Annotated in this window: 10 protein-coding genes; all 10 read left to right on the plus strand. The window is 72.3% G+C overall.

The features are described from left to right. Positions 1-9 precede the first annotated feature (9 nt). The 10 genes from carA (at position 10) to metK (ending at position 12710) form a co-directional block, all read left to right on the plus strand. Positions 10-1146 carry a glutamine-hydrolyzing carbamoyl-phosphate synthase small subunit gene (carA, locus tag KGD83_RS10100; protein ID WP_212644360.1) on the plus strand — a complete coding sequence of 379 codons (1137 nt, stop codon included), beginning with the start codon at positions 10-12 and terminating at the stop codon, positions 1144-1146. Between the two features lie 16 nt (positions 1147-1162). Continuing rightward, positions 1163-4465 (plus strand): carbamoyl-phosphate synthase large subunit, encoded by a 3303-nt coding sequence (gene carB, locus KGD83_RS10105; RefSeq protein WP_212643540.1) that lies wholly within the window; start codon positions 1163-1165, stop codon positions 4463-4465. A 311-nt stretch (positions 4466-4776) separates the two neighbouring features. Then, positions 4777-5676, plus strand: coding sequence for a dihydroorotate dehydrogenase electron transfer subunit (locus tag KGD83_RS10110; RefSeq protein ID WP_212643541.1), 900 nt, complete (start codon positions 4777-4779; stop codon positions 5674-5676). A gap of 53 nt (positions 5677-5729) precedes the next feature. Next, positions 5730-6671, plus strand: coding sequence for a dihydroorotate dehydrogenase (locus KGD83_RS10115; protein ID WP_212643542.1), 942 nt, complete (start codon positions 5730-5732; stop codon positions 6669-6671). A gap of 317 nt (positions 6672-6988) precedes the next feature. Then, on the plus strand, positions 6989-7705 hold the full coding sequence (pyrF, locus tag KGD83_RS10120) for an orotidine-5'-phosphate decarboxylase (RefSeq protein ID WP_212643543.1): 717 nt from the start codon (positions 6989-6991) through the stop codon (positions 7703-7705). A 408-nt stretch (positions 7706-8113) separates the two neighbouring features. Further along, positions 8114-8437: an integration host factor, actinobacterial type gene (mihF, locus tag KGD83_RS10125; RefSeq protein ID WP_017565056.1), complete on the plus strand. Its 324-nt coding sequence runs from the start codon at positions 8114-8116 to the stop codon at positions 8435-8437. 527 nt (positions 8438-8964) lie between these two features. Continuing rightward, positions 8965-9552: a guanylate kinase gene (gene gmk, locus KGD83_RS10130; RefSeq protein WP_013154113.1), complete on the plus strand. Its 588-nt coding sequence runs from the start codon at positions 8965-8967 to the stop codon at positions 9550-9552. A gap of 122 nt (positions 9553-9674) precedes the next feature. After that, a complete protein-coding gene (gene rpoZ, locus KGD83_RS10135) occupies positions 9675-9941 on the plus strand; it encodes a DNA-directed RNA polymerase subunit omega (protein WP_013154112.1) in 267 nt (88 codons plus the stop codon). A 125-nt stretch (positions 9942-10066) separates the two neighbouring features. Next, entirely contained in the window at positions 10067-11260 is a 1194-nt protein-coding gene (gene coaBC, locus KGD83_RS10140) for a bifunctional phosphopantothenoylcysteine decarboxylase/phosphopantothenate--cysteine ligase CoaBC (RefSeq protein ID WP_212643544.1), read from the plus strand. 256 nt (positions 11261-11516) lie between these two features. After that, the gene (gene metK / locus KGD83_RS10145; protein WP_013154110.1) at positions 11517-12710 is read left to right on the plus strand and encodes a methionine adenosyltransferase; all 1194 of its coding nucleotides are present in this window, start codon (positions 11517-11519) and stop codon (positions 12708-12710) included. The last annotated feature ends 49 nt before the right edge of the window (positions 12711-12759 follow it).

Consider the following 12759-nt stretch of genomic DNA (forward strand, 5'->3'; position numbering starts at 1 on the left):
GGGGCGAACGTGTCCGAGAGCGGACCCGCGATTCTGGTACTCGAGGACGGCCGGGTCTTCCACGGCCGATCCTTCGGCGCCACCGGGGAGACCTTCGGCGAGGCGGTCTTCAACACCGGCATGACCGGCTACCAGGAGACCCTCACCGACCCCTCCTACCACCGCCAGATCGTGGTGATGACCGCCCCCCACATCGGCAACACCGGCGTCAACGACGACGATCCCGAGTCCGGCCGCGTCTGGGTCGCCGGGTACGTCGTGCGCGAGCCCGCCCGCATCACCTCCAACTGGCGGGCCGAGCGCACCCTGGACGAGGAGCTGCGCCGCCAGGGCGTGGTCGGCATCGCCCTCACCGGCACCCGCGCCCTCACCCGCCACCTGCGCGACAAGGGCGTCATGCGCGCCGCCATCAGCACCACCGAGACCGACCCGGGGGCCCTGCTGGAGCGCGTGCGCCAGCAGCCCGCCATGGCCGGGTCCGACCTGGCCGCCGAGGTCAGCACCGGCGAGCCCTACGAGGTCCTGCCGCCCGAGGGCGTCCCCGCCCGCTTCCACGTCGCCGCCGTGGACCTGGGCATCAAGGCCATGACCCCCCAGCGCCTGGCCGAGCGGGGCTGCCGGGTCACGGTGCTGCCCGCCACCGCGACCGCCGAGGACATCCTCGCCCTGGACCCGGACGGGGTGTTCTTCAGCAACGGCCCCGGCGACCCCGCCACCGCCGACGCACCCGTCACCGCCATGCGCGGCGTCCTGGACGCGGGCAGGCCGCTCTTCGGCATCTGCTTCGGCAACCAGATCCTGGGCCGCGCGCTGGACCTGGGCACCTACAAGCTGCCCTTCGGGCACCGGGGCGTCAACCAGCCGGTGATCGACACCCGCTCCGGCAGGGTCGCCATCACCAGCCAGAACCACGGCTTCGCCGTCGACGCCCCCCTCGACGAGCCCTTCGACACCCCCTACGGCCGGGCCGAGGTCAGCCACATCGGCCTCAACGACCGCGTCGTCGAGGGCCTGCGGCTGCTGGACCGCCCCGCGTTCAGCGTCCAGTTCCACCCGGAGGCCGCCGCCGGCCCCCACGACGCCGCCGAACTCTTCGACGCGTTCGTCGACCTGATGTCCGCCCAGCCCGCTCCGGCTGCCAAGTAGCAAGAGGAAGCAGAGCATGCCGCGCCGTAGTGACCTTTCATCCGTCCTCGTGATCGGCTCCGGCCCGATCGTGATCGGGCAGGCGGCCGAGTTCGACTACTCGGGCACCCAGGCCTGCCGGGTTCTGCGGGCCGAGGGCCTGCGGGTCATCCTGGTCAACTCCAACCCGGCCACGATCATGACCGACCCGGAGATCGCCGACGCCACCTACGTCGAGCCGATCACCACCGAGATGATCGAGAAGATCATCGCCAAGGAGCGCCCCGACGCGCTCCTGCCCACCCTGGGCGGGCAGACCGCCCTCAACGCCGCCGTCGCCCTGGACGAGGCGGGCGTCCTCGCCAAGTACGGCGTCGAGCTCATCGGCGCCAACATCGAGGCCATCCAGTCCGGCGAGGACCGCGAGAGCTTCAAGGGCATCGTCGAGCGCATCGGCGGCGAGTCCGCCCGCTCGCGCATCTGCCACACCCTGGAGGAGTGCCTGGCCGCGGCCGAGGAGCTCTCCTACCCCGTCGTCGTGCGCCCCTCCTTCACCATGGGCGGCGCGGGCTCGGGCTTCGCCCACGACGCGGCCGAGCTGCGCCGCATCGCCGGGCAGGGCCTGGCGCTCTCCCCGACCACCGAGGTGCTCCTGGAGGAGTCCATCCTCGGCTGGAAGGAGTACGAGCTGGAGCTGATGCGCGACACCAACGACAACGTCGTGGTCGTGTGCTCCATCGAGAACCTCGACCCCATGGGCGTGCACACCGGCGACTCCATCACCGTCGCCCCCGCCATGACCCTCACCGACCGCGAGTACCAGAAGCTGCGCGACATCGGCATCGCCGTCATCCGCGAGGTCGGCGTGGACACCGGCGGCTGCAACATCCAGTTCGCCGTCCACCCCACCACCGGCCGGGTCATCGTCATCGAGATGAACCCGCGCGTGTCGCGCTCCTCGGCGCTGGCCTCCAAGGCCACCGGCTTCCCGATCGCCAAGATCGCCGCCAAGCTCGCCGTCGGCTACACCCTGGACGAGATCCCCAACGACATCACCCGGGAGACCCCGGCCAGCTTCGAGCCCACGCTCGACTACGTGGTCGTCAAGGTGCCCCGCTTCGCCTTCGAGAAGTTCCCCGGCGCCGACCCCGGCCTGACCACCACAATGAAGTCGGTGGGCGAGGCCATGGCCATCGGCCGCTCCTTCCCCGAGGCCCTCCAGAAGGCCATGCGCTCCCTGGAGAAGAAGGGCGTCGGCCTGACCTGGGAGGGCGAGCCCGGCGACAAGGACGAGCTGCTGCGCCTGGCGGCCACCCCCACCGAACACCGCCTGCGCCAGGTCCAGCAGGCCCTGCGCGCCGGGGCCACCGTCGAGGAGGTCCACGAGGCCACCCGCATCGACCCCTGGTTCGTGGACCAGATGCTGCGCCTGGAGGAGGCGGCCCGCGTCCTGGCCGACGCCCCCAAGCTCGACGCCGACCTGCTGCGCCAGGTCAAGGGGCTGGGCTTCTCCGACCTCCAGATCGGCCAGATCACCGGCCGCAGCGAGGACGTGGTCCGCGAGCTGCGCCACGCCCTGGGAGTCCACCCCGTCTACCTGACCGTGGACACCTGCGCCGCCGAGTTCGAGGCCCGCACGCCCTATCTGTACTCCAGCTACGACGAGGAGACCGAGGTCCCCACGGGCGACCGGCCCAAGGTCGTCATCCTGGGCTCGGGTCCCAACCGGATCGGCCAGGGCGTGGAGTTCGACTACTCCTGCGTCCACGCCTCCTTCGCCCTCTCCGACGCCGGGTACGAGACCGTGATGGTCAACTGCAACCCCGAGACGGTCTCCACCGACTACGACACCAGCGACCGGCTCTACTTCGAGCCGCTCACGCTGGAGGACGTGCTGGAGGTCGTGCGCGCCGAGCAGGCCGCCGGACCGGTCGTCGGGGTCATCGTCCAGCTGGGCGGCCAGACCCCGCTCGGCCTGGCCCGCCGCCTCAAGGACGCCGGGGTGCCCATCATCGGCACCAGCCCCGAGGCCATCGACCTGGCCGAGGACCGCGGCGCGTTCGGCAAGGTCCTGGCCGACGCAGGGCTGCCCGCGCCCAAGTACGGCACCGCCCACTCCTTCGCCGAGGCCAAGGCCGCCGCTGACGAGATCGGCTACCCCGTCATGGTCCGCCCCTCCTACGTGCTGGGCGGACGAGGCATGGAGATCGTCTACAGCGAGACGATGCTCGCCGACTACATCGAGCGCAACGCCGAGGTCAGCCCCGAGCACCCGGTGCTCATCGACCGCTTCCTCGACGACGCCATCGAGATCGACGTCGACGCCCTCTACGACGGCCGCGACCTGTACCTGGGCGGGGTCATGGAGCACATCGAGGAGGCCGGTATCCACTCCGGCGACTCGGCGTGCACCCTGCCCTCCATCACCCTGGGCCGCGAGGACATCGAGCGCATCCGCTACTCGACCGAGGCCATCGCCCGCGGCACTGGCGTGCGCGGGCTGATCAACGTCCAGTACGCGCTCGCCTCCGGCGTGCTCAACGTCCTGGAGGCCAACCCGCGCGCCTCGCGCACCGTGCCGTTCGTGTCCAAGGCCACCGCGGTGCCGCTGGCCAAGGCCGCCGCCCGCGTCATGGCCGGGGCCACCATCGCCGAACTGCGCGAGGAGGGCATGCTGCCCGCACACGGCGACGGCGGCGACCTGCCCGCGGACGCCCCGGTGTCGGTGAAGGAGGCGGTGCTGCCCTTCAACCGCTTCATCGACAAGGAGGGCGAGGGGGTCGACACCATCCTCGGCCCCGAGATGCGCTCCACCGGCGAGGTCATGGGCCTGGACACCGACTTCGGCTCCGCCTACGCCAAGTCGCAGCTGGCCCTCAACGACTCCCTGCCCGAGCGGGGCCGGGTGTTCGTCTCGGTGGCCAACCGCGACAAGCGCTCGATGATCTTCCCGGTCAAGCGCCTGGCCGACCTCGGCTTCGAGATCCTGGCCACCGAGGGCACCGCCGTGGTCCTGCGCCGCAACGGCGTGCACGCCACCGTGGTGCGCAAGCACAGCGAGGGCAGCGGCCCGGCGGGCGAGCCCACCATCGTGCAGCTCATCCACTCGGGGGGCGTGGACCTCATCGTCAACACGCCCTTCGGCAGCGCGGGACAGGCCGGACCGCGCCTGGACGGCTACGAGATCCGCACCGCGGCCGTGGTGCGCGGCGTGCCCAGCGTGACCACCGTGCAGGGCCTGGCCGCCGCGGTCCAGGCCATCGAGGCGCGGGTGCGCGGAGACCTCGGGGTGCGCTCCCTCCAGGAGCACGCGAGCACCCTCACCGCCAGCCGGGCCTAGGCGGTGTTTTTCGGACCTCCGCTCCGCTTCGGTCCGTGTTCGGCGCCTCCAGGACCCCGTGGGCGCCCGAACCGACCCCCACAAGCCGAGACCGGTTCGAAAAACAGACCTTAGGCCGTTCGGCTTCGGGCCTCCGCTCCGCGTCGGTCCGGGGGCGGTGGCGGAGCTGCGGTCGGGGGCGCCGTGGACGGTGTGTCCACGGCGCCCCCGCCTATACGGTTGGCGCACAGGACGACGCAGGAATCCCAGAGGGGGGAGGGCGGCGCCGACGCCCCGGTGTCCGCGACACCGGGCTCGGGCGCCACGACCTGATGAGCGACAACGGACCGGTGCAGACCAGGTGCCCCGTGCTGAACGTACGCAGGGTGGACGCCTACTACGCCATCACCGTGGTCGCCCCGGGCATAGCCGAGCGGTTCCGCTCCGGGCAGTTCGTGTCGGTGGCCGTCGGCGGCGACCACTCCAGCACCCTGCTGCGCCGCCCCTTCGCGATCCACGACGTCAAACCCGACTACGGCGGCACCGTCGAGTTCCTGTTCTCGGTGCGCGGTACCGGCACCGCCTGGCTCTCCGAACGACGCTCGCGCGACCTGCTGGACGTGGTCGGCCCCCTGGGTCGCCCCTTCCCGCTGCCCCGTGAGCCGGTCAACTGCGTGCTGGTGGGCGGGGGCTCGGGCAGCGCCCCGCTGTTCCCGCTGGCCCAGTCGCTGCGCAGGCGCGGCTGCCGGGTGGACTTCGTGCTGGGCGCCGCCTCCGCCGACCGGGTGTTCAGCGCCATCACCGCCCGCCGCATCGCCGAGACGGCCGCCTTCACCACCGACGACGGCTCCTTCGGCACCCGCGGCCGCGTCACCGACGTCCTGGGCAGGGTGATCGAGGAGTGCCGGTCCGACGCCGTCTACGCCTGCGGCCCCATGCCTATGCTGCGCGCGGTCACCTCCGTGGCGGCCGGCCACGGCATCCCCGTCCAGGTGGCGGTGGAGGAGACCATGGCCTGCGGCACCGGGATCTGCATGACCTGCGTCATCCCGGTGGTGGGCGAGGACGGGATCACCCGCATGGTCCGCTCCTGCGTGGACGGCCCGGTCTTCCGGGGCGAGCAGGTGCGCTTCGACGACGTGGGCACGATCCCCTTCGACGCCCTGGGCGCCCCCGGTTGGAAGGGCTCCAGCGCCGCCCGCGCCGCGGAGACGGCCCGCGACATCGCCTGACGGGCCCGGCCCCGCCCCCGGGACCGACCACCACCAGACAGTGGGTGAGAGAGTTGAACGCAGACCTCAGGACCCGGCTGGGCGGCTGGGAGCTGCCCAACCCCGTGGTCACCGCCGCCGGGTGCGCAGGATCGGGCCGCGAGCTGGCCCAGTTCTTCGACATCGCCTCGATCGGCGCCGTCACCACCAAGTCGGTGATGCTGGAGCCCCACGCCGGGCGCCCGTCCCCGCGCATGGCCGAGACGCCCAGCGGGATGCTCAGCACGACGGGGATGCAGGGCCCGGGCGTGGACGTGTTCCTCCAACGGGACCTGCCCTGGCTGCTCTCCCGCGGCGGACGGGCGATCGTCTCCGTGGCCGGCACCGGCATGGCCGAGTTCGGCGAACTCGCCCGGCGCGTCTCCGCCGCCGACGGGGTGAGCGCGATCGAGGTCAACCTCTCCAGCCCGGACCCGTCCGACCCCGCCGGGCGCCGTTACGTGGACGACACCGCCCAGGCCGCGGCGGTGGTGCGCACGGTGCGCTCCCACACCCGTTCGGGGCTGCCTGTGCTGGCCAAGCTCGCCGCCGACGTCCCCGACGTGGTGGAGCTGGCCGCCGCGTGCGTGGAGGCGCGCGCGGACGGGCTGTCCATGGTCAACACCGTGCGCGGGATGGCCGTTGACACCCGCACGCTGCGCCCGGCGGTGGCCGGGGGGATGGGCGGACTGTCGGGGCCAGCGATCCGCCCGCTGGCGGTGGGGTGCGTCTACCGGGTGCACGAGGCGCTCCCGGACGTGCCCGTCATCGGGATGGGCGGGGTCCGCACGGGCGCCGACGTGATGGAGTTCATGGCGGCCGGGGCCTCCGCGGTGGCGGTCGGCACGGTCAACTTCTCCGACCCCTCGGCGTGCGCCCGGGTGCTCCGCGAGTTCACCGAGCTGCTGGAGGCCCGCGGGCTGAGGCGGGCCGCCGACCTGGTGGGCGCCGCGCACCGGACGGGTGTGGGGGCGTGACAGGTCGGGCACGCGACGCACAAGGGCCCTGACCGGCCTGAACGGCGTTCAGATGGCGCTGTGCGACCAAACACGCGCAATTGGTCTCTACCACTGTCCTGACCGCTACGTCCCGTCTGCGGCCGTCTGGGAGGCCGTTACGGGGAAGTGACACGGATGGGGCGCATGAAGCGGCCCATCCGGGGAATCGCACACTTGATGGTGTGCACATGACAGCGAACGTGCATTCTCAGGTGCCGCGGTAAGCACGTCCGCAAGTACGTCCGTGCCTTGCACGCGCCGACCCCGGTCGGCGGCACACGATGGGAGATACCGACATGACCGAGACCACCGCGCCCTCCGCGCCCATCGCCGTGGCGCTCGACGCCAGGGACCTGGAGACCGCGGCCACCTGGGCCTCCGCGGTCGCGCCGCACGTGAGCACGGTCAAGGTGGGCCTGGAGCTGTACCTGCGCTACGGGCCCGACGTGGTCAGCGCGGTGCGCGGAGCCAGCCGGGTGGGGGTCTTCCTCGACCTGAAGCTGCACGACATCCCGGCGACGGTCGCCGGCGCCGCGCGCAGCGTCGCCGGCCTGCGTCCCTCGATCCTGACGGTCCACGCCGGGGGAGGGGCGGACATGGTCCGGGCCGCAGTGGAGGCCGCGCCGGAGACCAGGATCGCCGCCGTGACGGTGCTCACCTCCATGGACGAGGGCGACCTGGAGCAGGTGGGGCTGCTCGGTCCGGCCCGCGACGCGGTGCGGCGCCTGGCCGTCCTGGCGGTGGGCGCCGGAGCCCGCGCGCTGGTCTGCTCGCCCCAGGAGGTGGCCCTGCTCCGCTCCGAGGTCGGGCCGGACGTCACCCTCATCACGCCGGGCGTGCGCCCGGCGGGGGCGGACAGGGGCGACCAGTCGCGCGTGGCGACCCCGGAGGAGGCCGTGGCGGCGGGCGCGGACCTGTTGGTCATCGGCCGCCCCATCACCCGCGCGCCGGACCCGGGGGCGGCGGCGGCCTCCCTCGCGGCGGCCGTGCGCAGGGCGGGCGTGCGCGTCTAGGGAGCGAAGGTCGGGGCGCCGCGCGGGCGCCCTTCGACGGTGTCCGGAGGTGTTGGGGCAGGGGATCGACGGATCGGGGAGACGAACCGGTGCACAGGGGTTCGATAGGGCCGATTATGTGTCGCTGTCGGTCACTAATTTGGCGTGTCCTAAACTCGCCGAGCACTGCCGAGAGTGACCCGCGTCACCCCTGTGTGACCTGCGCTGGTGGCACCCTTCGCACTGCCTTCAATCGGGACCAAAGTCCTGGTTTTCGTCTCGCAGTGCAGTCGAATAACAACTCTCAGTAGTTAGTTCGACGAAATAGCCGCTGAAAGGGCACTTTGCGTTGCCTAACAGGGGTCAGACCTACTAACTTGCGCAGGCGTCCGCCCTCTACAAACGAGTAGAAAACCGAGGTGACCCGGCGTGGCCCTTCCTCCCCTGACACCCGAACAGCGCACCGCGGCTCTGGCCAAGGCCGCCAAGGCCAGAAAAGAGCGCGCGGAGGTCAAGAACAAGCTGAAGAACGGCGGCATCTCGCTGTCCGAGGTCCTTTCCAACGGCCTCAAGGACGACGTCATCGGCAAGATGAAGGTTTCGGCTCTGCTCGAATCCCTTCCCGGCGTCGGCAAGGTCCGGGCCAAGCAGATCATGGAGCGGCTCAACATCGCCGAGTCGCGCCGTGTCCGCGGTCTGGGAACCAACCAGCGCGCCGCCCTCGAGGCCGAGTTCGGCGACCTCACCAAGTAGCACCAGGCAGTACCCGCAACACCCAGCAGTACCGAGCAGCACCTGAACGCAGTGCACCGGTCCGCCGCGTCCCCCACAGTCGCGGCGCACACCACGCCGCGACAGCGGCCGACCCCCGGTGAGCCAGGCCGGGCCGCGGCCGGCGGACGAATGGCCCCAGGTCACGACCGTCCGCCGCGCCGCGGCCCTGCGTTTACCCCGGGCGCGGTGGGTTTCGTGGTGGGTCGCGACCGTCGGCCGTGTCGCGGCCCTGGGCTTACCCCGGGCGCGGTGGGTTTCGTGGTGGGTCGCGACCGTCGGCCGTGTCGCGGCCCTGGGCTTACCCCGGGCGCGGTGGGTCACGACCGTCGGCCGTGCCGCTGCCCGGTGGTATAAAGGAAGCTTCCCGCGACCGTACGCGGACACCCCGCACACCAGACCGCCCGCACGGTGACGGCGCCCGGACCGGCTTCGGCCCGCCGGAGCGCGACGCGAGGGCCACGGCCCCGCCCGTGGCGGGCGGGCCCGAAGGGAAGCCTCGAACACACATGCCCGATCCCGGATCCCAGTCCCGCCCGGCGCAGAAGCGGCTGACCGTGCTGTCCGGACCCTCGGGTGTGGGCAAGAGCACGGTGGTGGCCCACCTGCGCCGTGAGAACCCCGACGTGTGGCTCTCGGTCTCGGTCACCACGCGCCGCCCCCGCCCGGGCGAACAGGACGGCGTCCAGTACCACTTCGTCACCGACGAGGAGTTCGACCGCCTCGTCGCCGAGGACCAGCTCCTGGAGTGGGCCCAGTTCGCGGGCAACCGCTACGGCACCCCGCGCCGTCCCGTCGAGGAGCGCCTGCGCGCCGGAGTGCCCGTCCTGCTGGAGATCGAGCTCCAGGGCGCCCGCCAGGTGCGCGAGTCCATGCCCGACGCCCTGCACGTCTTCCTCGCCCCTCCCTCCTGGGAGGAGCTGGTGCGCCGCCTCACCGGACGCGGCACCGAGTCCGACGAGGTGATCCAGCGCCGCCTTGACGTGGCCAGGGTCGAGCTGGCCGCCGAGAAGGAGTTCGACACCACCCTCGTCAACACGTCCGTGCAGGAAGTGGGCGACGAGCTGCTAGCGTTGATCACCGCGCCCAAGGTGTGATAGCGGCCGGGCCCGCAGGGTCCGCGCCGTCCGCGCCGCGCCGGGAACCGTCCCGACGGCGCCCCAACGTCCGTCCACCGCGGCTCCGCGACGAGCCGCGGACCATTCCTGGGGGTAATGAAGTGGCTGGTACCGAGCCCGTCGCCGAAGGCATCACCAACCCGCCGATCGACGATCTGCTGGAGCTGGTGGACAGCAAGTACAGCCTGGTCACCATGGCCTCCAAGCGGGCCCGCCAGATCAACGCCTACTACGCCCAGCTGGGCGAGGGCCTGCTGGAGTACGTCGGCCCGCTGGTGGAGACCCAGGTCCAGGAGAAGTCGCTGTCCATCGCGCTGCGCGAGGTCAGGTCCGGCCTGCTCACCGCGGAGCCCTACGAGGGTTCCTGACCCGCCTTCCCCGCGTGCCCGCGAGCCCGCACGGGGCTCGGGACCGCCCGCCGCGCCCCTGGCGCGCGCGGGGCGGCCGGGGGCTGGTAGAACTCCTTTCTGTGAGTGACACAAACGTTCCCCGCGTGGTCCTCGGCGTAGGCGGCGGCATCGCCGCCTACAAGGTCTGCGAACTGCTGCGCCGCCTGACCGAGTCCGGCCACCGGGTCCGGGTCGTGCCCACCGCCGAGGCCCTGCGCTTCGTCGGTGAGCCCACCTGGGCCGCCCTGTCCGGCCAGCCCGTCGCCACCGGCGTGTGGGACGGGGTCCACGAGGTCCCGCACGTGCGCATCGGCCAGGAGGCCGACCTGGTGTTCGTGGCCCCGGCCACCGCCAACATCCTGGCCCGGGCCGCCGCGGGCTTGGCCGACGACCTCCTCACCAACACCCTGCTCACCGCGCGCTGTCCGGTGGTGTTCGCCCCCGCGATGCACACCGAGATGTGGGAGCACCCCGCCACGCAGGCCAACGTGGCCACCCTGCGCTCGCGCGGCGCCGTCGTCCTCGACCCGGCCGTGGGCCGCCTGACCGGCGCCGACACCGGACGCGGGCGGCTGCCCGAGCCCTCCGAGCTGTTCGAGGCCGCCCGCCTCGTGCTGCGCCGCGGCACCGCCGCCCCCGACCTGGCCGGACGTCGCGTGGTGGTCTCCGCCGGAGGCACCCGCGAGGCCGTCGACCCGGTCCGCTTCCTGGGCAACCACTCCTCGGGTAAGCAGGGGTACGCCCTGGCGCGCACCGCCGCCGCCCGAGGCGCCGACGTGACCCTGGTCGCCGCCAACGTCTCCCTGCCCGACCCGGCCGGGGTGCGCGTCGTGCGGGCGGGCTCGGCCGTTGAGCTGGCCGAGGCCATGGAGGCCGAACGCGTCGGCGCGGACGCGATCGTGATGAGCGCCGCGGTGGCCGACTTCCGTCCGGTCGCCAGCGCCGCCTCCAAGATCAAGAAGAGGCCCGGCGCGGCCCCCGCGCCCATCGAGCTGGCCGAGAACCCCGACATCCTCGCCGGACTGGTCGCCTCCCGCGACGCCGAGGGGCTGGCGCAGACCGTCGTGGGCTTCGCCGCCGAGACCGACGACGTGATCGCCAACGGCCGCGCCAAACTGGCGCGCAAGGGCTGCGACCTGCTCGTGGTCAACCAGGTCGGCGGCGGGCGCGCGTTCGGTACCGAGGACAACCAGGCCGTCATCCTGGGGTCGGACGGCAGCGCGGTGGACGTGCCCACCGGGCCCAAGGAGGACCTCGCCGACCGCGTCTGGGACCTGGTCCTGCCGCGCCTGGGCTGAAGAGCCCGCCCGGCGGGGCCCGGCCGAACCGCGGGTTCCCAGGACTGGATTCCCACCGCGGAGTACGTCACACTTCAACGTGCACCCGTGACGACCGGGGAGGTCGTCCGCGGGGTGCCCGCCCCCAGTAGTCCCGTTACAGTGGACCGATAACCAACCCCGTCGGTCGGTATTGGCCGCCCCGGCAGGCAGCCGGGGGGCGCCCGTGCCGCACCGGCACATGTCAGCCAGCAGCCGCTGCAAGGAGTCACGCAACGTGTCCCGCCGCCTTTTCACCTCCGAGTCGGTCACCGAAGGCCATCCCGACAAGATGGCCGACCAGATCAGTGACGCGATCCTCGACGCGATGCTCACCCACGACCCGCGCAGCCGGGTCGCGGTCGAGACGCTGATCACCACCGGTCAGGTCCACATCGCGGGCGAGGTCACCACCCAGACCTACGTCGACATCCCCGCCATCGTGCGCGGAAAGATCCTCGAGATCGGCTACGACTCCTCCGCCAAGGGGTTCGACGGTGACTCCTGCGGGGTCAACGTCTCCATCGACGCGCAGTCCCCCGACATCGCCCAGGGCGTCGACACCGCCTACGAGGCGCGCGTCGGCAACGAGGACGACGCCCTCAACCGGCAGGGCGCGGGCGACCAGGGCCTGATGTTCGGCTACGCCAACCGCGAGACCCCCGAGCTCATGCCGCTGCCGATCAAGCTGGCGCACTCCCTCTCCGAGCGCCTGGCCGGGGTCCGCCGCAACGGCACGGTGCCCTACCTGCGCCCGGACGGCAAGACCCAGGTCACGGTCGAGTACGACGGCCAGACCCCGGTCCGCCTGGACACCGTCGTGGTCTCCAGCCAGCACTCGGCCGACATCAACCTCGACGAGATGCTCGCCCCCGACATCCGCGAGCACGTGATCGAGCCGGTCGTGGCCGCCTACGGCCTGGAGTCCGACGACTACCGGCTCCTGGTCAACCCGACCGGCCGGTTCGAGATCGGCGGCCCCATGGGCGACGCGGGCCTCACGGGCCGCAAGATCATCGTGGACACCTACGGCGGCTACGCCCGCCACGGCGGCGGCGCCTTCTCCGGCAAGGACCCGTCGAAGGTGGACCGCTCGGCCGCCTACGCCACCCGCTGGGTCGCCAAGAACATCGTCGCGGCCGAGCTCGCCGAGCGCGCCGAGGTCCAGGTGGCCTACGCCATCGGCAAGGCGCACCCGGTCGGCGTGTTCATCGAGACCTTCGGCACCGAGAAGGTCGCCCCGGAGCTGATCGAGAAGGCCGTCAAGGAGGTCTTCGACCTGCGTCCGGCAGCCATCGTGCGCGACCTGGACCTGCTGCGCCCGATCTACTCCCGCACCGCCGCCTACGGCCACTTCGGCCGTGAGCTGCCCGAGTTCACGTGGGAGAGCACCGAGCGCGCCGCCGCGCTGCGCTCCTTCGTGGGCGCCTGACCCGCACCCGCGGCACCGGTCCCGGCGCTGGGGGCGCGCACGGCCGTCA

The sequence above is a fragment of the Nocardiopsis akebiae genome, assembly GCF_018316795.1.
In the GTDB taxonomy this organism is placed as follows: domain Bacteria; phylum Actinomycetota; class Actinomycetes; order Streptosporangiales; family Streptosporangiaceae; genus Nocardiopsis; species Nocardiopsis dassonvillei.

What these genes read in the sequence shown, in the direction of transcription:
- carB (WP_212643540.1), top strand. Translation starts at nt 1,163, where the DNA reads ATGCCGCGCCGTAGTGACCTTTCATCCGTCCTCGTGATCGGCTCCGGC.
- KGD83_RS10110 (WP_212643541.1), top strand. Translation starts at nt 4,777, where the DNA reads ATGAGCGACAACGGACCGGTGCAGACCAGGTGCCCCGTGCTGAACGTA.
- pyrF (WP_212643543.1), top strand. Translation starts at nt 6,989, where the DNA reads ATGACCGAGACCACCGCGCCCTCCGCGCCCATCGCCGTGGCGCTCGAC.
- gmk (WP_013154113.1), top strand. Translation starts at nt 8,965, where the DNA reads ATGCCCGATCCCGGATCCCAGTCCCGCCCGGCGCAGAAGCGGCTGACC.